This is a genomic window from Halobaculum rarum (assembly GCF_040025155.1).
GTDB classification, from domain to species: domain Archaea; phylum Halobacteriota; class Halobacteria; order Halobacteriales; family Haloferacaceae; genus Halobaculum; species Halobaculum rarum.
Window position 1 is genome coordinate 2,619,316 of the sequence record NZ_CP157275.1, and the last position, 24,647, is coordinate 2,643,962.

Below are 24,647 nucleotides of genomic sequence, written 5' to 3' on the forward strand. Positions count from 1 at the left end.
CCTGTCACAAACGGCGTGCGAGATACAGAGGATCTATTCAGCAGCGAACTCGACGCCGGTGATTTCGAGCCGAGCACCGCCCTCTGAGCGACTCGTAATGTTGATCTTCCACTCGTGGGCTTGTACGATTTGTTGTACGATGCGTAGTCCGAATCCGGTTCCCTCGGAATTCGTTGAATACCCGGCTTCAAAAACGGTCTTAACATCAGCCTCTGGAATTCCTGGCCCATCATCCTCAATGTAGAAGCCATCCGCCATGCCACCAACCGTGACGGTCACCGCACTACCACCGTGTTCCACCGCGTTCCGAATCAGATTCTCAAAGAGTTGTTTGAGTCGCGGTTCATCAGCCACGATCGTCTGCTCAGTTTCGAGAACCAACGACGCCTCCGCTGTCTCAACGTTCTCCCAGCACCCCGCAACGACAGCTGCAAGATCGACCGCGTCAACTTCAGTCATAGTCTCTCCCTCCCGGGCCAACGTGAGCATATCCACAATGAGCGTTTCCATCCGGCCGTGCGCTCGCCCAACAGCCTCTAGATGCGGGCTCTCACACTCCTCACGTGCTAGTTCCAGACGCCCCGATGCAACGTTCAATGGATTCCGAAGATCATGTGAGACGAGACTCGCAAACTCTTCTAACCGCTCATTCGCTCGCTTTACTTCTTCGCGCTCCGTAATGTCAATGTACATCGCCAGCGTCCCAACGACCTCACCGGCTCCGTCCTTTCGTGGGACTGACCGCAACACGGTCTCCACCACCTCCCCGTCAGCAGCCACCAACTCACGAGACTCTCTGGTGAACGCACCCCTCAAGGACCGTTCATAGCCACCACCCTCGATTAGTGCCTTCCGCGAGGCTAGCGTGTAAAATTCCGCGAGTTCCCTTCCAATAAGCGTCTCTGTTTCGAATCCAAGCGTGTCTGCGAATTGGTTGTTGCAGTCCTCGATAACTGGTCGGCCGTTCTCTGTTCGTGTAACGACCGCCATCACGGGTGCCTCCTCGAATAGTGTCTGATACTGCGCTTCAAGTAGAGTTGTTAGCGCTTCTAGCTCCCTGGTTTTCTGTTCGAGTTCCTGTTGGGACTGCTTGGTTTCATCAATATCGAGGTGGATTCCAACAGCACGTGTTGGCTCACCATCGCTATCTCGCGCAACGATTTTCCCAATATCCCGAATCCACTTCCACGAACCCTCAGCAGTTCGCATTCGGTGTTCGGTCTCGTAGTACTCCGTTTGTTGGTCGATATGCGCATCAAGCGCAGCAGTGACAGCATCGAGATCATCCGGATGAACGCGTGTCTCCCACGCACTGAGGTGGGATTCGAGTTCGGCAAGCGAGTAGCCGAGCATCTCAGCCCACTGGTTGTTAAACTCTACTTCATCGGTGGTCATGTCCCAATCCCACACGCCGAGGTTTGCGCCTTCGATTGCGAATTCGAGACGGTCTTTGAGCGTCTCGATTTCCTCCATTTGTTGCTTTCGCTCAGTAATGTCTCGGCTGTTCACGACGACCCCCTCGATGGCGGGGTTGGTCAACTGATTGTTGCCAATCGATTCGAACCAGCGCCACGACCCGTCCTGGTGCTTGAAGCGGTATTCAATGGTTGGGGTCATCTCCGAGTCGGCAACGACCTCGCTCACCGTTTCCAGCACACGATCGCGGTCCTCCGGATGGATATAGTCAAATGCGGTCTCGCCACGTAACTCCTCGGGCTCGTAGCCGGTGATGCGTTCGCTGGATGGGCTTTGATACTGGTAGGTGCCATCCGGGTCGAGCACGGTGATGACGTCCGACGAGTGTTCGATGAACGCTTGGAATCGCTCTGTTTGCTGTTTTCGTTCGGTGATGTCTCGCATCGTGATGACCACGGCGGTTGTCTCTCCGTCGGCAACGAGTGGCGAAAGTTGATACTCAAACGTCACCTGTTCGTCTTTCGTATCGAGCGTCAACTCTAATCGCTCCGGTGACCCCGGGGGACGCGCTCGTTTGAACGTGCGTTCGAGTGCCTGCTCGAGTCGTGCAGGAGCATCCGCTTCGAGGAGATACTTCTCGGCAAGGTGCATCACGGGCTGTCCTTCGAGGGCATCGAGCGGACCAGCAACGTACTCTAAAATCGATTCATTGGCGAACTCGACGGTCCACGCATCGTTGACGACGAACGCGACGTCGTCCATCGTTTCGACGATTTTCTCATACTGCTCTAGGCGCCGCTCGTGTTCTTTCTGCTCGGTGACATCACGGTCAGATATCAGCAACGAGACAACCTCACCCGCGTCGTTTCGCACCGGTCGGAACACACCATTGACGACGAGCCGCTCGCCAACCGAGGCGGAGAGATCAAACTCAAACTCGACGTACTCGCCAGCAGCCGCCTGATCGATCCCGTCACGAACTTCCTGTCTGACTGACTCATCACCCGTAAACCACGGTGTTTCCCAGAACGGCTCACCCAAGACATCTGCGTCGTCAGCATCGACATACTCCAAGGCCGTCTCGTTGATGTCGTGGACTGTTCCATCAGTATCGAGCATGCCGACGAGAATATTTGGATCATTGAACACGGCCTGGTAGCGGCGTTCTTTCTCATGGAGTTCCTGTTCACGGGCTTTCCGCTCAGTGATGTCACGGACGCTTACGATGATGCCCTCGATAACCGGATCGTCGAGGCGGTTCCGTCCTCGCACCTCTAGCCAGCGCCATGAGCCGTCCGCGTGGCGAGCGCGATACTCGATTGTGTGTTCCTGGCTTGGTTGTTCAAGAAGGTCGGCAAACGCGTCCGATGAGGCTGCCAGATCCTCTGGGTGGATGTGTTCGAACGCATCGGTACCTTGCAAGTTCTCGGGTGTGTAGCCCAGTACTCGTTCGACTGCGGGCGAGATGTAGTCTATTCGGGCGTGTTCGTCCACGACAATGATGTAGTCGGATGCGTGTTCGAGGATTGTCTCGAAGTACGCTCGTGTTTGTGAAACTTCCTGGACTGCACGGGTTTGCGCGACGGCGTTGGTAATGCGGTTCGCTAAAATCGTGTACTGATCCGTCCCGCTCTCCTTTTGGAGGTAATCAGTGACGCCCGCTGAAATGGCGTCACTGGCGACTTCCTCTGATCCCTTTCCCGTATAGAGTAGGAAGGGCAAATCTGGATGGTCCTCTCGTACAAGTTCAAGGAAGTCGATACCGTTCCGGCCTGGCATCTCGTAGTCAGAGACGATACAGTCGAATTCGTTGGTAGATAGAAGCTCCAGCCCTTCGTCGGCGTTCGTCGCGGTCCGAACGCTGATTCGGTCATCCTCGCGTTCCAGAAACGTCCCAACCATCTCGCACAGACTCGGCTCATCATCGACATGGAGGACATAGATCGTGTCACTCGTCGCGCTCATACATAGTCACACTCCAAGACGCCATGGCTTAAGTAAACCAGTAAATCACCCCGTCTGAACGACTGTACCATGTTGAATACGCGCCCTGAATTCAGAACGAACGCCGGGACTTGTCACTTTTTGAGGATTTCAACAAAGCTAGCCCAACAGAACAAGCGATCAACAGTGGGTTACTTCACACGTCGAATCCGTTCCGCCTGAGAGCCTCTGCCAGCTCACCGTCAGGCTCAGCCGCAAACTCAACCAACGATGACTCTGGTCTTTCAGTCGTATATAGTTCAGAGTCAATATTATCGGGGATTTCGTTCGTGTGTGACTTTTCTACAACTGCAACTGATATTTTTGGCCTCATGGTCGTGTCTTCCGACTCGCTCATTAACTGATGGTACGGGAGAGCGACGGTTGGCCTTTGGCATTTGAGTATAGAATGCTCTTTACGACAAGAGGATTTGACGGGAGAAAACTATCACAACCGCACAATACACCCACAATCTATAGTGAGTGATCTCAATCGGGAAACATCGTCGTGCTTAATTTCTCTGTAATCTCGCACGGCTATTGGAACACCTTTCTGAAGTGGAATAACTCTCGGCGGTCAATACTGAGATATTGTTGGAGAGGGTTCCGCTACTCGCAGCCTGACAGGAACCTCGTAGGAACGGATTGACCGCGGCGGTACATGGAGTATGTCAGGAGCTCCCAGTCCTTCTCACGCCGCGGTCTCCCTGAGATACACCCGGATCCCGCATTGTTAGCAGCCTGTTACGAGGGGAATTGCGTCGCCGGCGCTGGTGGTGTCTGTCTTGTCGCGCCCACACTGTTCAGGTCTGATATCAAGACATGTGACACACGAATCGCTCGATACTGGCCGAGTGCAAGTCGTTCGAAAAAGTATTTTCACCTGTGGAGAAATCGTTATGTTCGCTCGAAGAAATGTCCGTTCGTGAACCGACGTACTGTCTTGAAGTCTCTCTCAACTGCCACTGCAGTCGGAATAGCCGGGTGTCAGGGTGATAGATCGGGACAGGGAGAACCGAGGTCAAGTTCGACCTCCACGCCTACAGAAGTCCAAACTGAATCCTCTGAGCAGAAGAAGACCGAAACGACGCAGACGGAGCAAGAAACAGATGAACCAAATCAATCAACCCATTATGTTGCTCCTGATGGTGATGATTCGAATTCCGGATCGAGAGAGGAGCCGTTAGCATCGGTTCATGAGGCACTGACCAGAGTAGGACCGGCCGAGAGGATAACAGTCGCTCCAGGCGAATATTTCGAAGAGCACGAACCGGGGGAACCGTTGCGGACGATCCGAGGTGGAGAACCGGGCGCGCCAATCACGATAACAGGGCCAGAAACAGCCGTAGTCCGTCCTGGGATTCGAATCAAACACAGCCATGTTCGTCTCGAAGGGCTGACATTCGAAGCATTACTTGACCCCAGCAATCCTGACGATCCCGCCTCCTACTTCGACTATCCAGTTGGAATTCGTCCCATGCCGGGGTCCGACGATTACGTTGAAGACATCGTGTGTGCACCGGCTGCAGTTGGCTATTCAGCCTACGCACTCATCAGAGTTGTCAGAGCGAAAGATATCGAAATCGGGCCGACTCGAATTACTGGCCTCGCAGGAGCCTCATGGATCCTCTCCGAGGAACCTGGACGGCACGCGGGTGAAATTATCTATCTCGGCTCACCACCTGGAATGGTCTTCGATACGATTGACCCCAAGGTGGATTACCCGTGGGAGGGTGAGATTGATCAGACACGGAACGTCCATATCCATCACATCGACAATAGTGCGGGCCACCCCCACTCCGAACTGGTTGATGCAAAAGTCGGCACCCAGGATATTCTCGTTGAATACTGTACTGATGGTGGCGGCTCGCAAAACACGGAAGACTACCAACCAGCATCCATTCGACTTGGGAGTTTCGACGCGACCATCCGCTGGTGTAAGCTCCACGATGGAAGCGGGGACGGAATCCAAATCAATACGGGTAATCGGTATTTGTTCCAGGACGTAGACGTTTCATCCATTGGACCCAGTGACATCGGAACGGGAATCGAGATATACGGAAATCGCGTAACGGGGTTCGAGAATGCCGATCTCATGCTTCGAACGGGCCATCCTGATCCGAATGAGAGGCGATTCGATCCGATTGGGCCTGCTGATTTACGGAAACTCTGTGGAAACGTGATACCGAACGTATTCACCGAGCAACTTGATTACACGGCGAAGAAGAGGGTGAACATCGAACAGCCGACGTGTTCCGATGACACCCCTGAAGGGGATGACATCGGACATACCGGTGGGGAAAGCCCGTGGTCGTGAGACATCCTAGTAGCGGATTCTGAAGTCTGGTGCAGAACAAATCAAGGGTACGTGGCTACCATCAGTCGTGTTGATAATTCATCGAAAGGTGTACACCACTAACTCAACAGTTTTGGTCCGACGGTGTGGTGAATAAGCAACCCCACTTTCCGGCCGGTTATACCAAATCTGGTGGTGAGAACTCGCCTCAATACGGTGGATCGCTTCGATAAGTACAGTGGAAAGACTTACCGAACGATAGACTGAATCTCTGATATAATGACAGCCACGCGAAATTCTATCGTACATGGGCTAACAGTTGTGGTTGTCGTCGCTTTTCTCGGCGTATTAGGTTATTATCTTTTTCAGCCGGGCTATACGTGGACACGTTTGGCGGGTTTCGCGGTTCTCGGTGTGCTCGCAGTCGTGGGCGCAGCCGGGATCATCTACCAGCGGGGACTCCTCACAGGTGTCGGGACGGGCGGGTTGGTACTATTGGGCTTCTGGCAGGCCGTGCTCTGGATATACATTTTCCCCGTCGTTGTGGTGTTCTCTGTCGCTGCTTTCACTACTCCGAACCAAGACTAATCGAATTGTTCGGCTATAGAGTAGCACAACAACACCCTGTGAACCTTCAGACATGGCGTCGGATCACAAGTCTCTACATTCAGACGGTTAACAGAGCGTTCTCAAGAGGTGTTTTTGCGATAAAACCGAGTGATGCCTTCGTGTATGAGAGTCAGAGGAATAAGGATGAGAAGTGCATAGATGAGAAACCACGAAAGGCTTGCAGCAATTTGTGACTCAACGTATACTGCGAAAACTTGTGAGACAATGAGAAGGGCTATTGTGAGAGCGAGGGCCTTTGCGGGGAGTCGCATACACAGTATTTCGCCGCAATCCTCAAATTTCTTGGCGATGTTCGCAGGTCTACTTAGTGACTGTTTCAGTCCAAATCAGCTGGTGAGAACCTGCCTCGATGTGGTGAGTACCTCCGGTAAGCACAGGGGCAGGCTTATTTTCTATCGTCCGTTTATCGTAGTATATGAAAATCGTCCGAAAGGAGGACAAGATGTGGCACTTTGCAGAACCCGATCACTGTGGCTGGGCCCAGACATTCGTCGAGGAGAATTCAGTTGACGAAACAATCGAGATTTCATCAATTGACGAAGTAGATAGTTTCTGTTCGATGTGCAGTGAACGACGCAATCTCTGAGCACACGAACTTAGCGGTGTGGTTCGACTCTGATGCACGGTTTCCGCTCTCGTCGGCCGTGATCGTAACCGTCGTGGTATTCGCTTCAAACTGGAGGATTGTCTTGAGATCCTGTTGGAGAAGGTTCCGCTGCCTGCATCCTGACAGGAAGATCCACCGCTAGTCAGGAGCGTCCGTCCTTCAGGACGAACCTGTCACTGCCGTTTGCTTCGAGCTTCTCTGACACCATTGCCGTCCCGAACGAGATCTTCGCAATTTGGACAGACACGGACAGAATCTGCACCAGTGGGCGCGAAGACATCCACATACCGCTGAGTGACGAACCCCTCGCAGTTACCACAAGCCGGCATGGTTTGGCCACTTGGCTGGCATATCATATATTTTCTGTCTTGTCAACGTCAGTCTCGGTAAGACGAAATAAACGGTCCACTTCGCGCCCGTGGACACTGACCAGTCTGGATCGCGGCGAGATCTAAAACGACTTAGATGAATGTCGGAGCGGACGCGGGCGAACGCACGCGGTCCGACAGCGTCAGCGACGGCACCGATGATCATATTGGACAACCAGACACCGAGGACGGCCGCCCACGCCCGACCGGCGACACCCGACACAGCGAAACCGGTGCCGAGCAACATCGAAATCCCCTGAGGGGAACGCTGCCCACAGTGACGTGAGGGTGATTCCTGACCACAGCGGTGAAGTGAACTGTTGGCTTACGACCCCCAGCTCGATGCCGGCGATCCACACGGTCGTGCCGTCCAGCACCACGGTTTCGACTGCCCGGCGCTGGTCGTTAATCACATGGTTGGGAACGCCTCGGTCGTTGACCCATCCGTAGAGCAGTACGACGCCCACTCAACTGACGATCAATACCCCCGTAAACGACTACGGGTTGGGTGACCCGTGGAACTCTCGCTGTTTTCTTTAGAGATCAAGCAGCTTGGTCTCGCAGAGCTGGGAGTTGAGTTTGAGTGGAGTGATCTAGAGTAGAGACTGTCCGAAGAAACTCCTGTAAAGACTGTAACGACTGTGTCTACTGACGGAAGCGGCTATTCCGCGTCCGTTGTTGTAGATGCAAGTTGCGTCGTCGAGCCAGGAAGAAGTCCCACCCTGAACGCCGCAGATCCATCAGCCATGGAGCATGGGGTAGGTCACTCACCGATACTTGGAAAAAATGGGTCTCTGAGAATTGCTTTGATGTTCTCCGGTGTTGCAGGACACGATCGGATGAGTTCACCGGCTGCAGAGAACTCGACTATGTCTGAATGGATGACGACCCGTTCTTTGTAGGTTTTCTGACCTTCGTGAGGGCAGTACCAGTCCGCGTCTGGGTCCTCGAATTGGGTTCCACCACAGATGTTACATCCGCTGCTGAATGTGTCGATTTCTCGGAAGTAGTTGCCGTCGTCGGTTTTTGTCCAGCCGTACTCATCGAGGTCGAAAGTGTCGAGTGGGTCAGTTTGGTTTGTCATCGTTGGTCGGTTAGATTTTGGAGTGATTGATTGTTCGTTCATTGGAGATGCTAATGAGAATTGACGCAGATACTTTTAAACCACGTGGGATGTGGGAAGTTACCAAGTCACATGAAACCATAGAGATCCGGACGATCCTGAAGAGATGCTCGGACCTTTGTGACTGGGATTGAGTCGAATATCGCAGTTGCCAATGACTCGTATCCGGACAGAATTACTATTACGCTATCACCGAAAGTCGTAGTACATCGGTTTCCCACATAGCATAGAGGCAACATCAACGCGAAGCAAGGCAGAGTGGTTCTTCTCACAACGGGAGCCAGGGACCCCACGCTATGGCGACGATACGGCCATGGACGGGCAATTCGTTGAGGGGTACATCGGGGCTTAGATATCTCATGTCGTCATAGTCCTCGATAACCCTCATGACTTGTGGGGGACGTCCAACTCCCTGTATCAACGCAGCCAGATTTTCTCTCACGTGATCAAACCCAGTATCGATGAGTAGTGTACTGAGTGCTCGATGTTCGCTCAATCAACGCAGTGAATCCCCTAGCCATTTCTTCTCAACTTACGCAATTACCACTCACAAGTATTAACAAATATAATATCATAGTTGAATGATATATCTGGGGAAGTAAATTCATTTACCATTATTTTACCCGATTTCGGGCTACCTACAGCGAATTTTGGGTACCGTACGTCGGAATGTGTCGTTAGAAACCGCGGTACCCGTATGAAGTGTTGTTTTCACGCTCAAGAAGATCACCGTGAAAACCCTAAAATTGCGAGTATCTTCGATGAAGTAGAAGGTTTGACCCTCTAACGGTTCGCGGTACCTGTATGAGAATTTCATATAACACCTTACGAGCACTATTCTCGCGAGTATGAGTGACACACAGCGAAGATAGGGAGTCGTATAGGCTTGCATCATCGGCAAGATCGTACCAAGGATTACCCGATGATGCATTCACTCAAGTGATAAAACTTAGAAGGACAGAAACTATAATATTTCTTATAAATATGTTCGAATTCTACTTAGGCGAACTCACTGACTAAGCGGTGAATCTTGACGAATGTTTAAAAGAGGTTGATGTCAAGAGAGGGGAGATGCCCTCCACATCACCCTACCCCTCGAAGTCGTTCCCGAAGGTCCAACAGCCACTCACCCTGACTCCCCAATTCGGTGCGCTCTCGTTCGCCTCTCCCGAGAGAGATTCACGAGAGGCAGACATCTCTCTCCAGTCTGTCGGGACAGCACGGAGTGAGTGGCTCCCCGAACTCCTCCGACAGTCCCTCCCGTACCTACACGACGCCTCCAAGCGCGTCGCTGAAACACACTACCCACACGGTATCCAGAATCGACGGGAAGGTCCGGTTGGAAACTACCTCCAAGAGTACGGCGTCACTGGCTTGAGAGGCACGTACGCGCTTGCGGCTGCCCAACTCGCCACCTACGCCGACCGTGATACGGTGGACGAGATAGAAGTACCACCAAACCAACAGACAGACCGGTTTGGCACGGTTCTCAGGACACTGACTCGGATTGGATTCGGCAGGGATCCGTTCAACAGCACCATCAACGATATCGAGGACGGTCCCGCTGCACTTGTCGCCCTCCGTGAGGCGACGCCTGTCGTTTATCTATATTTGGACTCGGCTAGTTGGACCGAGAATCGCCGACGGCTACGTGTAGATGCACTCGAGACTATTGCCTGCCTGAAGCGCGGGTACGATGTCCGGTTGGTCGCGAGTGCTGACATTGAGAGGAGTATCCGTACTCGACATCCAGACTGGTGTGACGAGCACCTTACTCAGAATGGACCTGTTCAGGGACTACAGGACTCACGGGTCGCTACCGACGACAAAGACCCCGCCCCTCCGCGCGTTGATCCCGAACTGTGGGAAACCGTCGTCGAACTCCCTCCAGGCAAGCGTTTCGAGTTGCTCGCCACGATTCCGCAAACTAAAGACCAGCGCCGGACCGTCGAGAGTATCAAGAGCGACTCCTCACTCCAGATGTCCCCGGGTACGGTGGATCGGTATTACCGAGAACTCGAAGAGTGTGGGCTCGTCACCGTGCTGGAGCCGAGTGGGTCGAACGAAGTTTTCGTGACATCGGATGGGAACGCGGCACAACAACTCCTGACCGAAGATTACGACCTTCAGCATCCCACCCAAACCGACCTTACTGACTCCCTCACCCACCCCCCTCAGTCTCATACAAGTAAAGTGTGTGGAGGCGATGGTCGCACAGCTAGTCTCGTCGGCCAGTCCTTCGAGGAAACTCTGCGAGCAACCGAGGGAGGTCTCACAGGTCCCAAACCGCGACAGCTCCCGCTCCCGGATTGTTGGCTTGACGAATCTTCGCAGTTCTCCCGACTCTCGATGAATCAACTAGCCGATGGCGTGACCCTGGTGGACGAACCAATCCGCGCGTTCGATGATGGGCGAGTGGCGTACTTCGGTACGCGTGACTCAGAGAGTCACGTGATCGTCCAGTGGGGAGGCGCACTCGCTACTGCCGTGCGTAGTGCAGTCACCTTACTCAGTGACCTCGCATTTAACACAGCGCTCACCAGAGAGAATCTCGACGATCTCCTCTCGGGCCCAAACGCGCTCGACGAACTTCGACGGTGTCTGCAGGTTGGCTGGGTGAAGAGTACGACTTACAGCACACTCCGACGAGAGCTCCAGAAACATGCTCGATCCCTCCTTGGAGAGCTCGCTCCGTCGAAAGGTAACCCCGAGGTCTGGGGTCGTACGATGCGGCAGGCGCACGGTCTTCTCACATCCGCGACGGCTCTCTTCGACGCCGCCGGCTACGACGTGACGCTGCACGTCCGCATCCCGGATACGAACCAACTGAGTCGTGACGACTTGCGCTATCGAGAGTTCATCCAGTTTGTCCAGAATACGGTCCCGAAGAACTACCAGTACCGAGGTCACTCAGCTAGCCGATTCCTCCTGGAGACGGACGGTGACAAACTGAAGTATCGATACAGCGACATCGTCGATCCCGACGATTTGCTCGCTCATCCGACCGCGAATTGGGTTGTCGTCGGACCTGGGGCCACAGAGTTCCGCGACGACGTCGAGAAGGCACTCGAAGCGACGCCGATCAGAGAACAGGTCGCTGACGGGACCGAACTTGGTATTGAGATTCCTGTCGAAGTCGCAACCACGAATAATATCTCTAGTCTTCGGAGCGTCATTGAGTCATCGTTGGATCGTGTTGATAGTCGCCTCCGCGGCGATCTGGATCTCGACTCCGTTGTTCGTCTTTGTATGTATGCACACATGGATCCCGACCACGGGTCTCTTCCTGCTCCTGCTGACGTTTCGGAGATGATGCTCGCGGCGGACGCACTAACTTCGAGAGATGAGCGGATCGGAATGGGCGCCCTCGTGAGGGGGGTGGGTCACGTCGATCCGGAGCGTATCTACCCGTGGCTCCCGCCATCCGCTAGGTCGATCATGGCAGCGCTGTTCCGTAGTGACGAACCGGTTCAGCGGAAGGAGATTCTCGAAGAAGCCGATGTCTCCTTGTCATCGTACGAACGTCACCGGTCTACCCTTGATGAACTCGGGTTGCTGACCGACGTGGGTGAGTACCGGTATGAGGCAACCGTTCCTGGCGAGTGGACTTCGTTGGTGGGGGACGGCGAGGAGTACACAGCCGTTGACGGCTCGCTGCAACAGTATCGTCTCGTCGCCTCCGTGGAAGACTCCCTCTACGTGGGTTCACACCTCACTGAGGAACCTCACACGGTTCGTATCAACGGTGCTGAATAACTCGGATATCAGCGTCTCGGTTAACTTAGTCAACCGTGCGTCGCGCTGCCCGGTAGCCCTGGTATCGATCCAAACAACTCGAACGACCATTCGAGCCAGCATTAATGACCGTCCTGAACTCTACGGGCTCGCGTAGACTGTCGCTCTTTCCGCTCACAGCGTTATCGCCGACATCGAGGCGTGTTCTTCCGGTCTCTGTCGCCTCAAACCCTCCCTCGCGTCGAGGAAACGTGGTGGTGTGTCACAGAAACAGGGAACGCGACACGACCCAACGACATTCTGGCTTCATCGGTAAGTACAGAGCAAGTAGTTGCCAATTTGGTGGGCGAATTTGCTGTTTCCTGGCAAAAACCTCGTTCTGAATTGAGGATACAGAAGGCTAATCAGAAACTTGCTGTGAATTAAGGGGGTACCCGCAGGTTGTTGAGGGCGGGGAGATTATAGTGTCGGCAAACTAAATTGTGGGTGTAATGCCTGCCCCTCCGAGTCGAGAGGACCTCGCACCCGATGGAAACCAATACAGCGCGGTCAAATTCGATGAATGGAAGGCACCCACGGACTCGGACTTCTTCCACAAACTCAGTGAGTTCGATGACTTAGACGACTTGCCAGTTACTACAATTGGTCGAGGAGAGTCGCTCACAATCTACGACGCGGAGGGCAGAATAGTAGCATCGTGGGATGGACCTGACCATCCAACCGCTAACGACATTCCCGAAGTATAACAGACTCGACAACAATTTGGGGATTGAAAATTCAACCAAATAGCGCCGACGAGGGGACAACACCTTACGAATTCTGTAAAACAGTTTCACACACGTGCCTGTGTGCTGTGTTCGTGTCACATGCCTGTGTGATGTGTCGTGCGCTGCTGCACGCAGCTCACCAACACCAAGACTTCTATCGCGACGTGGATTCTTCATTCGAAGCCGTCAAGCAAACCGAAGTAATTGCCGACACTGTTGAGTTCCACGAAGAAACGTACAGTTTGGAGGTCACCAATTTCTATAACTTTTGATAATATGGGGGTCGCCTTGCTTTGTTGTGCGACCCAATGCGTGAAGTCGAAAAGTGTCTGTACAACGCAAGCAATGCAATCGTAAGAACTCCGACTGCTTTGAGGATCCCTGTGCTGCTCTGGTTAATCCGCTGTCGGTACACCATCCGGTCGGACTGCACTCAACTATCCGAACCCTCGGTGGAAGTCAATTAGCTGAGCCTCCGTGAGTTTCTCGTTCCATGATCTCGTTGAGTGGTCGTCCGAGCCAGAGCGCGGTGAGATTGGGGACCAAGTAGCCAGTGATCACGAACGATATCACCGTGAGAACGATGTATGTAGCGGGGTCGCTTAGTTGGTACATTCGGATGAAGAAGTAACTCGCTGCTGCGCACGAGAAAGCTGCAGCAAGGATCGAACACGTCACTGCCTCCTGTGCTGGTGTAACTGCGTGCATTAGACACTCAGCGAGGGAACCGACAGGACGTCAATCTCGTGGATGAACCAGCAGTTATCGCCGGCTGAGACGTAGTTGCACATCTGTTTAGTGGCTGATGGCGACGTAGGGTTCTGCCCCTGGACCACACGGTCTCGCTCAACTTGTCCGAACTCAATCTCTTCTTCTCCCGATCTACGGCTCTTCATGTGTGCGCGCCAGTGGCAGTAGTGTATCGCCCCCATCTCTGTCGCCATTATCCCGACAATCTCCCCTGCAAGCGACCAATCGTCGGTATGGCGAACAATCCAGATTGACTCCATACCTGCGACTCAAGATCTGGCAGGGATAACTCTACTCACCAGTGAGAGAGTCCAAAAAGAGAGATTCAGATTTTCAGCCCTCAACATATCGCTCGCAAAATGCGGCCAGTTTGACCCACTGTGGCGCAGACGTCCACCTTGCACCACTGGCCGCAAGGAACTCAGTCCCAGTGAGGATTGATTCAGCGTATTCCCTCGGCTCGAACCGCTCCGGAGTAAACAGTTCACGGACTAAGCTGCTATCTACCTTCACCAACTCCCGCTCTAACGACTTTGCATCGTCAGCAGAAACACCCTCGTCAAGTAGTTGCTCAGCGTGGGCTCTGACCTCCCGGAGCGCTGCCAGCCGATCCAGCAACTGTCCAGTATCTGGTATGGTGACCCCATCCGGTTGCGGAGTGTTGAACGCGTGTGTCCATCGGTCCTGAACGCGGTGGAGTCGATGAAACTCCTCGATAGATGCACAATCGAAGGCATCGCGGCGCGTAATGTGTCCACCAAAGCGGTACCGCCGCCAACACTTCGTGCCGGCGATATAGACGGGATTCTCGCCCGCATCGGGTGCTAACTGGATCGGCTCATCCGTCGAGTACTCTGGTTCGTTGCCAGGAGGGAATCCGGTCCAAGGATCGTCTCCATCTTCGTTGACAGCAAGCTGGTCACATCGAGAGCAGACTGGATTGGAATATCCAACAGGGAGGTCGTCGGCTTCCCCTTGAGAAACCCCACAGACCGCACACCTGAGGTCCGGAATAGAGTGATCTTCCGCCTCTACCGATACAATAATCTCCTCAGGGGGTACTGTCTCTTCGATAAGCTCCTCTGTTGCGAGAGTTTGCCGTCGCTCCATCGGATACCATCAAACACGAGAGTGACCTTACAAGTTATAGCTTCACCTCTGGATCTCAGGCTTTGCCGAAAACCTCACTTCCAATCCGATTTTATTAGAAATAGCCGCTCAGTGGCTCTACGCGGATTGACCGTGTCCCAACTTTGAGGCTGCGGCAATGTGGGTTAGTGCTCCACCGTCAACTGCCTCCCTTTACCTCAATTCCTTCAGTACCGCTATCTTTCTTCGAGGAGAGAATCCCGCCGTTTACGAAAAATTCGAGGCGAAAGCCTCGCCCTTCAGGGCGAGGATGAAGCCGACCAACAGTATTCAACCGCCAACGATGGCACAGACGGGGTTCCAACACAATCATTAAGCCGTCCGACCGTGATAGTATGCATAGATGGTAAAGAGTACTCGTCACGCGAAATACGAACTCTACTACCACATAGTGTTCGTGCCGAAATATCGGCGTTCGCACCTGACGGGGAAGACGAAGGAACGTCTCGAAACCATCTTCGCGGAAATCTGTGAAGACAAAGACCTCGAACTGGCCGACTGCGAGGTCATGCCCGACCACGTACACCTGTTCATCGGGAGTCCACCCAAGAACGCCCCGTCACTCATCGTCAACTGGATCAAGGGCATCTCAGCGCGGAAGTACAATCAGCGATACGACGACCGCGTGAAGTGGACTCGCTCGTACTACGTCGGAACGGCGGGAAGCGCCTCAAAGGGCGCTGTCGAACGCTACATCGCTGAACAAGAAGGTGACGACGCATGAAGCGCGTCAACACCTTCGAGGTGGTTCCACAGACCGAGAACGACAAAGAGTGCCTCCTACGACTACTCGACGCCTCCGCCTCCCTGTGGAACGAACTGACCTACGAACGTCGGCAGAACTACTTCGGCGACGGCGACGTATGGGACACGTCCGAGTACCGAGGACGCTACAACGGCGTCGTCGGTAGTGCGACTGTTCAACAGGTCACGCGCAAGAACAGCGAAGCGTGGCGGTCGTTCTTCGCCCTCAAGCAGAAAGGCGAGTACGCCAACCCTCCGTCGTACTGGGGCAACGAGGAGGACGGACGCGAGCTCCGTACCTACATCCGAAACAACCAGTACACGATTCAGTGGGGAAAGCGTAGTCGTCTCGAAATTCCTGTCGGGCAAGAACTGAAAGACGAATACGGACTCGGCTACCACCAACGACTCCGCCTCGAAGTCCGAGGAAATCCGAAATGGGACGGCAAACAGGGTCGTCTGGAACTTGAGTACGACGAGGTGAGCGACACGTTCAGGGCTTTTCAACCAGTCACCGTCCCTGATTCTCGACTGGATTCACCACTGGCTTCTCACGAAGCCGCCCTCGACGTTGGCGCGAACAATCTCGTCGCCTGTTCCACGACTACTGGGAACCAGTACCTCTACGACGGTCGGGAGTTGTTCGGACGATTCCGCGAGACGACAGACGAAATCGCTCGCCTACAGTCGAAACTCCGAGAAGGACGCTACAGTTCCAAACGGATTCGACGGCTGTACCGACAGCGGACGAAGCGCCGTGACCACGCACAGAACGCGCTGGTACGCGACCTCGTTGAACGGCTGTACGACGAAGGCGTGGCGACGGTGTACGTGGGCGACTTGACCGACGTGCTGGAAACGCACTGGTCGGTCAGGGTGAACGAGAAGACGCACAACTTCTGGGCGTTCAAGAAATTCATCCACCGTCTCGCGTGCGTCTGTGAGGAGTACGGCATCAGTCTCGAAGCCGAGTCGGAAGCATGGACGAGTCAGACGTGTCCCGAGTGTGGCGACCACGAGAAGACGGCTCGCCATGGCGATACGCTGACGTGTCCGTGTGGATTCGAGGGGCACGCCGACCTCACGGCGTCAGAGACGTTCCTTCGGGAAAACAGCGATTGCGAAGTCAGGCCGATGGCACGGCCCGTGCGATTCGAGTGGGACGACCACGATTGGTCGGGGAAACCACACCCTCACGAACGTCCCAAAGAAGTGCGCACGAACCCGCAAGTTGCCTCCGTCGGTCGGTAGCCGAACCCCCAACGGAGGAATCCTCGCCCTTCAGGGTGGGGAGGATGTCAAATAAGGAGCACACCGACCGCTATCTCAATCTCACCGACGACAACCCTGTCATCCAGCAGGTTATCGACGACTCTGAGCTCGCCACCGCTTGATTTCACCAGAGTTGATGCGCGAAGCGGGCTTCTGTAGGCACGTGCCTCGTTCCTAAGGAGTAGTTCATACGGTGACGAAAAGGTACGACGTCTCTCATGTTCAAGGAGCCGCCCGCAATAGAGCAGCCCGACACCGAAGAGCAGACCGAGGAGGAACTCCGAGAATAGTTGCCGAAGTTGTCAACAGGAAATGAATTTTCTCTTTTTCATCCGTATATCGAGACTAGTAGTTCGGGGGAGGGTCCCCCTTGATGAATTCTGTTCGCCTATAATCAACCCGCGAGGTAGTATTTAAATGCTTTTTACGGAGGTTCAAATACGGCTGGTGAGAAAATAGTGACGCAATCATGAGTCCAAAAAACTCACAGAGAATGTCTAAATCTCCCAAGTACGCCGACTCGGGCGAGATCTTGATTCCCCCCACGGTCTATTCGCAACTCGAAGCAGTACGACGCTCGGGAATCGTCAATATGTTCACCCAGGTATGGCCGGGGCTCGAACTGTTCGAATTCTCGCAGGCGAAGACCTGGTTACTCAGTAACCCAGATGTGTACATGCAAGGGCTCAAGCGTGGATTCGAACCGACCGATCCTTCGGCTGTCGAAGAAATCGACGTCGAACCGGTTTTGGATGCACTTGAGGAGGTGGATACCCCGGACAGAGCCCCACCGACGTCACCCGAAGAAGCGCGCCTGCTAAACTACCTTGAAGAAATCCTCCGTATTTCACCAGAAGCGTACGTATACTACGAGAAAGGGACAAGTCGAACGACGAACGAAATCACGGAACAACAACGGAGAGTAGTCCGACAGGCCGATCAGGCTGTTGGCTTCCGAACTAACCAAGCTTACAGGAATGCACTGACGACAGTGGCGATCCTGGGAGAAAAACACGACATCACGTACGTCGAAGGGTACTACTGGGGAGCGGCTGATTCGTTCCCGGTCGCCCACGCGTGGGTCGAATACGACGGCACAGTGTTGGAGCTCACGTTCTCCGACGGCCCTCAGCCGAACGACGATGCGTTGTACTTCGGCATCTCATTTTCACTTGAGACGGTACAAGACTGGGTGTTCAATAACGAAACCGCGGAACCACTGGCAAAAAAGGAGACCGTTTCAAAGTAGTAAGAGGAACAGCTCGCTCGTCTGCCACCAGGTATCGTCGGCGTGCCGTTAGTAATCCAGATGTGAGCCATATCTCAGAAACCTGGCAATCACAATAGCGTTCGTGTGGGTCCCGTTGCGTTAGTCCTCGAATCCCGGTCCGACGGGAAATGAGTCTGACGCGCAGGCGAGCTGATTGTGTTGACACCAGCGACAGTGATCACCGGACGAGAACCCCTCAAACGAAAGCTCTGAGATTTCGTTCATCGTGGTCGTGATCTCTGATTCGACCGCCGAGAGGTCAGCGTCGCTGAATTGTCGGGATTCGATTTTCGGGCCGATCTCACCGACGTAGGCGTACCCGGCGTACGTAACCGGCTCTTCGTATAAGTCACGACACGCGAGCAAGTAGATCGGCAGTTGCTTGTCGTCTTCTAGGTCGCGGTGGCGTTCGGTTGCCTTGTAGTCGATAACGATCAGTTCGTCGTCGGGCGTCCGGTAGACCGCGTCGATGTACCCGGTGAGTTCGTGCCCGTCGAGTTCCACATTGAATTCGCGTTCAGCATCAATGATCTCGCAGTCGGAGATGTCCAGCTCGAAGTACCGGTCAATGCACTGTTTGGCCGCCGGGAGCGCATCCTCGGCGCGGCGCTGACTGGCAAGGCGCTCGCAAATCTCATACCATCTTTCCCGGTGTTGGACATCTTGGTTCGCGACCTGTTCTGCGGTGTCGTGAAAGAGCAATCCAATGTCGCGTTGCGACACGCCATCAGTCGTACCACTCGTGGCTGCCTGATAATCTGGGAACGCGTTGACCACGTAGTCGAGGTAGTGACTGCGCGGACACTCCTCGTACGCCGCCAGAGAGGTGTAACTGTGTGAGAGCGATGGACTCGGAATCGGCGGACCGGTCAGCGACTCAATGTGGAGTGTCGATCGGTCACCGTCTGTTGTAAGGGTGCCATCGAGTGATGCTGTTGCGAGGGTCAACACGCGGTCGCGTGCCGTCTCAACAGCGAGTTCGTCGCTATCATGACGGACTGTGCCGCCAATCCCGCCAACCGTCTCCATCGCCACGGTGTCAGTCCATTCGACCGCCGCTGTTGGGAGTGACTCTTGGATATCAGCCCAAATCGGGAGGTGTCCACGCTCCGGCTGCCACGGGATTCGCTGCGGCAGCATCTCGCTGACCGCATCAGGCATGGGATGCGTTTCTTCATCAGCGTCGTCGTCCTCTCTGCCGCCCTGCAAGACAAGGATGTCTTCGGCACGCGTGATCCCGACGTGGAACACGCGCCGGGTTTCTCTCGCATCGCGCGTGACGTAATCTTCGTCGAACGCAGCGGTCGCGCCATCCGACAGGCTTGTCTCGAGCGCGTCGTACGTCCTCGAACTCGGCGCCCATTCGTCGGCCGTGACTTGGGGAATGAGGACGACCGGGAAATCAAGCCCCTTGCTCTTGTGGATCGTCATCACGTTCACTGCATCGCCGGCGACGTCCGGCTGACTCGTGGGTGTGGAGCCGCTCTCGTCGAACAGTGAGTCGTAGTGTTCGAGCGAATCGATGAACTCCGCGGTGAGCGGCGGTTGGACGGCACTGTCGCCGTACTGTTCGATGACATCTTCGAGTTGCGCGAGGTCGCGGCGCTCCTGCGCGGTGAGATACCACTCGATGTTCGTGATATCCGTGAGTTCGCGGTAAAGGTGGCTGAGCGACGCCGAGTCTCGAATTTCGAGGAGTTCCGTGACGTGCTCGCGAGCCTCGGCGACGCGGTCGGGCTCCTCGAACTTGGCGAGCGGTGTCTCCCGGAGCGTGTCCACGAGTGGCTCGTCGCCCGCGTTGAGGGTACGGAGGTCCGCATCGGATAACCGGTACCGCATTTGCAGGACGCGATTCCAACTCACCTCATCTTCGGTTCGCGCGAGCGCTTTCAGGTAACCGGTGACCGTCCCGACGCCGACAGATTCCGTGGCTAAATCGCCGGCCACCTGGTACGGGATTCCAGCATCCTCGAATTCCTCGATGACGGGCGTCGCGTGGGCGTTCTTCCGGACGAGCAACGCAATATCGCCCGGATCGTATGCCTTGTCGAGCGTTTCTGCGGCGCCACTCAGCAAATTCTGCACAACGGTGCGAAGCTGGTCTGCGCCGTCCGCGTCTGCATCCTCGTCCGGCAGCTCGACAGTGGCCACAGTATCGCCGTCGTATTCAGGTTCATCGACGCGAGTGAGCGTCTTGTGTCGCTCACGGTGACCGAGTTTCGTGATCGCCTCATTCGCTAGCTCAAGGATCGGCTGTCGAGAACGGAAGTTCTCCTCCAGCGGTTCGTCGGTGAGCGAGTCGAATACAGCGTCAAGTTCGTCAGTGATGTTGGCGACGTGTGCACCACGCCACTCGTAGATCGCTTGGTCATCATCACCGACCACGAACAGATTCTCTTCGGTAACGAGTGATGTGACGAGGTCGAACTGGAGGCGATCCGTGTCCTGGAATTCATCGCAGAACACGTAGTCCCACCTGTCGGCGATCTCCTCGCCGACGGACGAGTCCATCAGGGCAGCTGTCTCCACGACGAGCCCGTCAAAGTCGATGAGGTTCCGTTCGTCGAGTTCGCGTTCGTACGCAGCGTACCCCGCTGTCAGGTCACGCGCAGTGAGACAGTCCGAGAGGAACGAATCGAGATGATCCGTGAGTTCGAGGTCCAGGTTGTCCGGGATGCCTGTCGGTGCACCACTCGCATACCCACCGAGCAGATATTTCGGGAGCTTGTAGGCGTTGTCCGGAAGCGTTCGGTCGTCAGCCTCGTGTGCTTCGAACGCGGCTTCCAGTCCGTCACAAAGCTCGACGAGGCGGTCAAGGAAGTCGCGTGCGCTGGCCTCGATGCCATCCGTCCCTAGGGCGTCGCGTTCCTCGACGAGGTCCGCACGTGCGTCTGGGAGCGAGTTCAGCACGCTCGACACGGAACGACCACCTAGATGGTCGCTGGCAATAGCCTCGATACGGTCGGCAAGTTCACTGAGATCATAGACGCGGTCAGCGGGACCGAGGAAGGTATCGATGTCAGCCGGTGTAATGCCGCTGCGCTTCATCGACCCGATGAAGTTCAGCAGTTTCGACGCCGCGCCCGACGCGTATCCGTCACTCCCGTATACGTTGGGTTTGACCGACCGATACTCGATCTCGTCAAGAACGTCCAACACGATCGCGTATTTCTCGGCGTCCGTCGCCACCTCGAAGTCCGGATCGATCCCCGCCTCGTAGGCGTAGTCGGTGAGAATCTCGTTACAGATCGAGTGGTACGTGTAGGCGTCGATGTCGTAGCCAGCCACACCGAGTTTCGCGTTGAGCTTCTCACGCATCGAGTCCGCGGCGTTGTTCGTGAACGTTAACGCGAGAATCCGGTCCGGCGACACGCCTTGCTCATCGATGAGATGCTCGATCTTCCGCACCATCGTGAACGTCTTCCCTGTCCCCGCCCCGGCCAAGACCCGCATCGGATAGTCCTCGGAGTCGATGATCGTCTGCTGCTGGGGCTCCGGTGAGATGTCCTCCTCCGGAACCGGGACCCACGATGGATGCTGGTCGTCGCTCATCGTCGCACCTCCTCCGACAGGCGGTCAGCACACATCTCCCGATACTCACAGTCCGGGCACGCCTCCTCGCTGAGCAGATCGAACGGCTCCGGCTCGAAGGATTCGCCCGTGATGCCGTCGTGCGCGGCACGAATGAGCGCCCAGATCGTGTCATAGTGCTCGTCGTAGATATCCGTGGTCTCTCGCGGATACCCGCGGGCAGACACCTCGTACCCTGCCGAGGTACTCTCGAAGGATGTACTGTTGAGCAGCCCGAAGAAACTGAACCGGACGTTCATCCCGTCCTCGTAGAACGGCTCGTTCCTCACGCCCTCGATGTACACCGCTGTCTGGAACGCATTCCGAACACGCTTCGGCTCATGTGCCTCTCCCTCCATGTGGTCGCCGAGGTACTCTGCGGTTCCAGACGACAACACGCCGCGCGTGTTCCGCTTGTAGTCGATGACGTGAAGCCCGTCCTCAGTCCGAATGACGTTATCTGCTTTCCCGTGCAGTCCACGCCCATCACGTTCGCACTCCACCCAGCACTCAGTGGCGATGGACTGTCGAGCGTGGTCGATGCCATCGCCGCCATCCGGATCGAAGAACGAATCGATCCCAGCGCGGTTCTCCAAGCGCTGGTACTCCCGGTGCGCCTTGGATTCGTAATCCTCTGGGTTGCTGTGTTCAGCCCACTTCGCCTCGAAGACATCCATCGCACGCTCGTGGATTCTCTCAGCCGAGTCGTCCAGGTCAGTCGCCTCACACACCTCCTCGATCGTCTCGTGGTAGATCGTCCCTTGGTTAAGATACAGTTCGGTGCGATCCGGCGTGTTGATGTCCTGCGCGTACCCGTAGTCGTACTGTCGCGGACACGTCGCGTACGTCGCCAATCGCGACGGCGAGAGGGAGACGTCACTCATCGTCGCACCTCCCCAGTGGCGAACTCAACACGCGCACGCAACGCCTTCCGAAGCTCCTCCCCGCGTGCACCGCTCTGCTCAAGCAGGTCTTGAATCTCCCCCAACTCAGCTTCGACCTCGTCAAGCGACACGGTCACGTCCTGACTGTTCGTGCGGCAGACATCAGCGAGCGCGTCGTCAACCCGTGACAGCAGATAGTCTTCCGCCGCCTGCTCACTCCGTATGTACGACTCGTCTGCCTCGGTCACCCACGGAAGATCCTCATACGCCGCTGTGAGGAACCGCGACGCCTGCGCACGCTCTTCGAGTGCCGTGTCCTCGTACTCGTAAAGACAACAGTACAAGTGCTCAGTGGCAGCACCAGCACCGATAGCCAAACGACGCCGAGCGTGTTCCGTGTGATACCGCGCGAACGGCCGACTCGATGCCGTCGATTTGGTCGAGAACGTCGCGGCCACATCCCCAGCATCAACATCCGTGACGCCAGGATAGTCCGGCATCGACGCAACCCGCTCCGTCGGGAACAATCGCGTGAGGAACGGGTCCCCCGGGTATTCACTATCGACGAGGTTCACCAGAAACACCGCGCAGAACGACTCATTCTTGATCGCTTGCAAGTGGTCCACACGGACGCCGCCGTCGAGATCCGTTGCGCTCGTCTGATTCTGCTGCGGAGCGTACTCATGTGCACGCTCAAGCATCTCCTCGAACGACTCCCATGTCGCATCCAGGAACGCGGTGCCTTCGAGGAACTCAGCCATGCGGAACGCCCGGCGGACATTCCCGAACTGCGAGCGCGCATCCAGCGGCGCCGCCCGCTCCGCAATTCGTTCTTTCAGCCCCGAATCTGTCGCCCACCAGCGGATCGCATCTTCGAGACCGTCAACCTCGCTGACGCGGTCCAAACGCTCCGGATCGAGTTCCGGACCGTGGTCAGGGACTTCATCGTCGTCATCGGCTGCAAGATGCCGGACGGCAGCAAGGAGTTCGCGAATCGCCGGGTCGTCACCAAATCCGGTGACAGTCGTTGATTCTGTCGGCAGTCCGGCTCGTTCGAGCGCTTCGATAGTATCTGTAACCGTACTCCCGCTCTGTTTGGTGGCGACAGCAACGTCGTCGTAATTCCAGTCCGGTTGCTCAACGAGTTCTTCGATCTCGTTCGCTATCTCGGTGAGTTGTTCGTCGCTGGAGTCTGTAGCGAGGACGGACACCGATCCCGTTTCCGGGTCTGCTGGGACTGTCTCGTCGGCGAAATAGGCTGCTGTGGCAGCCGGTCGCGTCGGCGGCGTTCCCGATGCCCCGCGTCGAGACTCGCTGAATGAAACGTAGTCCGTGACTGGCCCTGGCTCGACCCATGTACGGCGCACACTCGCGTTCTCTTCGGCGACACAGACGAGGTCACAGTTCCCCGCGAGCGCGTCGAGATACGCGCGGTCAAGCGGGAAGAACTCCTCAAACTCGACTGCGAGGACCGCGTCAAAATCGACAACATCGTCGCGGGCACTCCCAGTGAGGGCTTCAAGTGCTTCTGAGATCAGGTCCCCGCGCTCCATGTGCCCATGCTTAGCGAGCCACTCGTGGAACGCCTCAAGCGCAGCCGTAATGTCACGGAGTTCCGGAGTCTCGTCAGGCGTGACCGTCTGCCAAGAGATCGTACCCATCACGGCATCCACATCCTCGATAAACGACGGCTGCGCAGACGCCCGTTGGAGATACTCGGTTTCCCACTCGTAGTCGGCGAGGAACCGGTACAGGAGTTCCCGCCGCAGCGCGTCGGAGAGAATGACGCGATCATCGGTCTGACTGAGGACATCAGTAGCGTGCACTACCGGTGATGTCACGTACGGCGTCGCCGCGCCCGGCAGTTCCCCACCTAACGCCTCACGGAACGTCTCTGTACTCGTCGGCGCACCCGTGATAACAAGCACATCCTCAGAATCGTGCTCGTCGAGAAGCATTCGGTATTCGTCTCGCACTGTCCGTTCGACATTCTCAGCACCGAACGGTGCCGAGACTAGTGTGCCGGTGAACTGTTGATAGACAGATGATAGTGACACGTAATCGAACCTCGGATAATTAGATA

The 24,647-nt window shown here is 55.6% G+C and carries 15 protein-coding genes; 6 read left to right on the plus strand and 9 right to left on the minus strand.

The window, feature by feature from the left end:
• Positions 1 to 33: 33 nt before the first annotated feature.
• Both ABJD39_RS13420 and ABJD39_RS13425 read right to left on the minus strand, forming a co-directional pair.
• The gene (locus ABJD39_RS13420) at positions 34 to 3,381 is read right to left on the minus strand and encodes a PAS domain S-box protein (RefSeq protein WP_348609655.1); all 3,348 of its coding nucleotides are present in this window, start codon (positions 3,379 to 3,381) and stop codon (positions 34 to 36) included.
• A gap of 175 nt (positions 3,382 to 3,556) precedes the next feature.
• Complete coding sequence (locus ABJD39_RS13425) at positions 3,557 to 3,757, minus strand: hypothetical protein (RefSeq protein ID WP_348609658.1); 201 nt, start codon at positions 3,755 to 3,757, stop codon at positions 3,557 to 3,559.
• A gap of 567 nt (positions 3,758 to 4,324) precedes the next feature.
• On the opposite strand from ABJD39_RS13425, the gene ABJD39_RS13430 reads away from it, so the two are divergent.
• Both ABJD39_RS13430 and ABJD39_RS13435 read left to right on the plus strand, forming a co-directional pair.
• Positions 4,325 to 5,716, plus strand: coding sequence for a right-handed parallel beta-helix repeat-containing protein (locus ABJD39_RS13430; protein WP_348609661.1), 1,392 nt, complete (start codon positions 4,325 to 4,327; stop codon positions 5,714 to 5,716).
• Between the two features lie 258 nt (positions 5,717 to 5,974).
• Positions 5,975 to 6,283 (plus strand): hypothetical protein, encoded by a 309-nt coding sequence (locus ABJD39_RS13435; protein WP_348609664.1) that lies wholly within the window; start codon positions 5,975 to 5,977, stop codon positions 6,281 to 6,283.
• 822 nt (positions 6,284 to 7,105) lie between these two features.
• Here ABJD39_RS13435 and ABJD39_RS15065 read toward each other — a convergent pair.
• Positions 7,106 to 7,288: a DUF7563 family protein gene (locus ABJD39_RS15065; RefSeq protein ID WP_431357852.1), complete on the minus strand. Its 183-nt coding sequence runs from the start codon at positions 7,286 to 7,288 to the stop codon at positions 7,106 to 7,108.
• A 775-nt stretch (positions 7,289 to 8,063) separates the two neighbouring features.
• Positions 8,064 to 8,384: a hypothetical protein gene (locus tag ABJD39_RS13440; protein ID WP_348609667.1), complete on the minus strand. Its 321-nt coding sequence runs from the start codon at positions 8,382 to 8,384 to the stop codon at positions 8,064 to 8,066.
• Positions 8,385 to 9,494: 1,110 nt separating this feature from the next.
• On the opposite strand from ABJD39_RS13440, the gene ABJD39_RS13445 reads away from it, so the two are divergent.
• The gene (locus ABJD39_RS13445) at positions 9,495 to 12,179 is read left to right on the plus strand and encodes a hypothetical protein (protein WP_348609670.1); all 2,685 of its coding nucleotides are present in this window, start codon (positions 9,495 to 9,497) and stop codon (positions 12,177 to 12,179) included.
• A 1,453-nt stretch (positions 12,180 to 13,632) separates the two neighbouring features.
• Here the strand turns inward: ABJD39_RS13445 and ABJD39_RS13450 are convergent.
• Positions 13,633 to 13,935 (minus strand): hypothetical protein, encoded by a 303-nt coding sequence (locus tag ABJD39_RS13450; protein ID WP_348609673.1) that lies wholly within the window; start codon positions 13,933 to 13,935, stop codon positions 13,633 to 13,635.
• Between the two features lie 73 nt (positions 13,936 to 14,008).
• The gene (locus ABJD39_RS13455; protein ID WP_348609675.1) at positions 14,009 to 14,785 is read right to left on the minus strand and encodes a hypothetical protein; all 777 of its coding nucleotides are present in this window, start codon (positions 14,783 to 14,785) and stop codon (positions 14,009 to 14,011) included.
• Between the two features lie 382 nt (positions 14,786 to 15,167).
• Here ABJD39_RS13455 and tnpA point away from each other — a divergent pair, with 382 nt between their 5' ends.
• The 3 genes from tnpA to ABJD39_RS13470 all read left to right on the plus strand — a co-directional run bounded on the left by tnpA (position 15,168) and on the right by ABJD39_RS13470 (position 18,089).
• Entirely contained in the window at positions 15,168 to 15,548 is a 381-nt protein-coding gene (tnpA, locus tag ABJD39_RS13460) for an IS200/IS605 family transposase (protein WP_348609678.1), read from the plus strand.
• Positions 15,545 to 16,819, plus strand: a complete 1,275-nt coding sequence (locus tag ABJD39_RS13465; RefSeq protein ID WP_348609681.1) for an RNA-guided endonuclease InsQ/TnpB family protein — start codon at positions 15,545 to 15,547, stop codon at positions 16,817 to 16,819. Before tnpA ends, ABJD39_RS13465 begins: the two co-directional genes overlap by 4 nt.
• Positions 16,820 to 17,309: 490 nt before the next feature.
• The gene (locus ABJD39_RS13470) at positions 17,310 to 18,089 is read left to right on the plus strand and encodes a hypothetical protein (protein ID WP_348609683.1); all 780 of its coding nucleotides are present in this window, start codon (positions 17,310 to 17,312) and stop codon (positions 18,087 to 18,089) included.
• A gap of 120 nt (positions 18,090 to 18,209) precedes the next feature.
• On the opposite strand, the gene ABJD39_RS13475 is transcribed toward ABJD39_RS13470, so the two are convergent.
• The 3 genes from ABJD39_RS13475 to ABJD39_RS13485 are packed head-to-tail and all read right to left on the minus strand — an operon-like array spanning position 18,210 to position 24,522.
• Entirely contained in the window at positions 18,210 to 21,662 is a 3,453-nt protein-coding gene (locus tag ABJD39_RS13475; RefSeq protein ID WP_348609685.1) for an ATP-dependent helicase, read from the minus strand.
• Positions 21,659 to 22,564: a RecB family exonuclease gene (locus ABJD39_RS13480; protein WP_348609687.1), complete on the minus strand. Its 906-nt coding sequence runs from the start codon at positions 22,562 to 22,564 to the stop codon at positions 21,659 to 21,661. Before ABJD39_RS13480 ends, ABJD39_RS13475 begins: the two co-directional genes overlap by 4 nt.
• The gene (locus ABJD39_RS13485; RefSeq protein WP_348609689.1) at positions 22,561 to 24,522 is read right to left on the minus strand and encodes a DNA helicase UvrD; all 1,962 of its coding nucleotides are present in this window, start codon (positions 24,520 to 24,522) and stop codon (positions 22,561 to 22,563) included. Before ABJD39_RS13485 ends, ABJD39_RS13480 begins: the two co-directional genes overlap by 4 nt.
• Positions 24,523 to 24,647 lie beyond the last annotated feature (125 nt).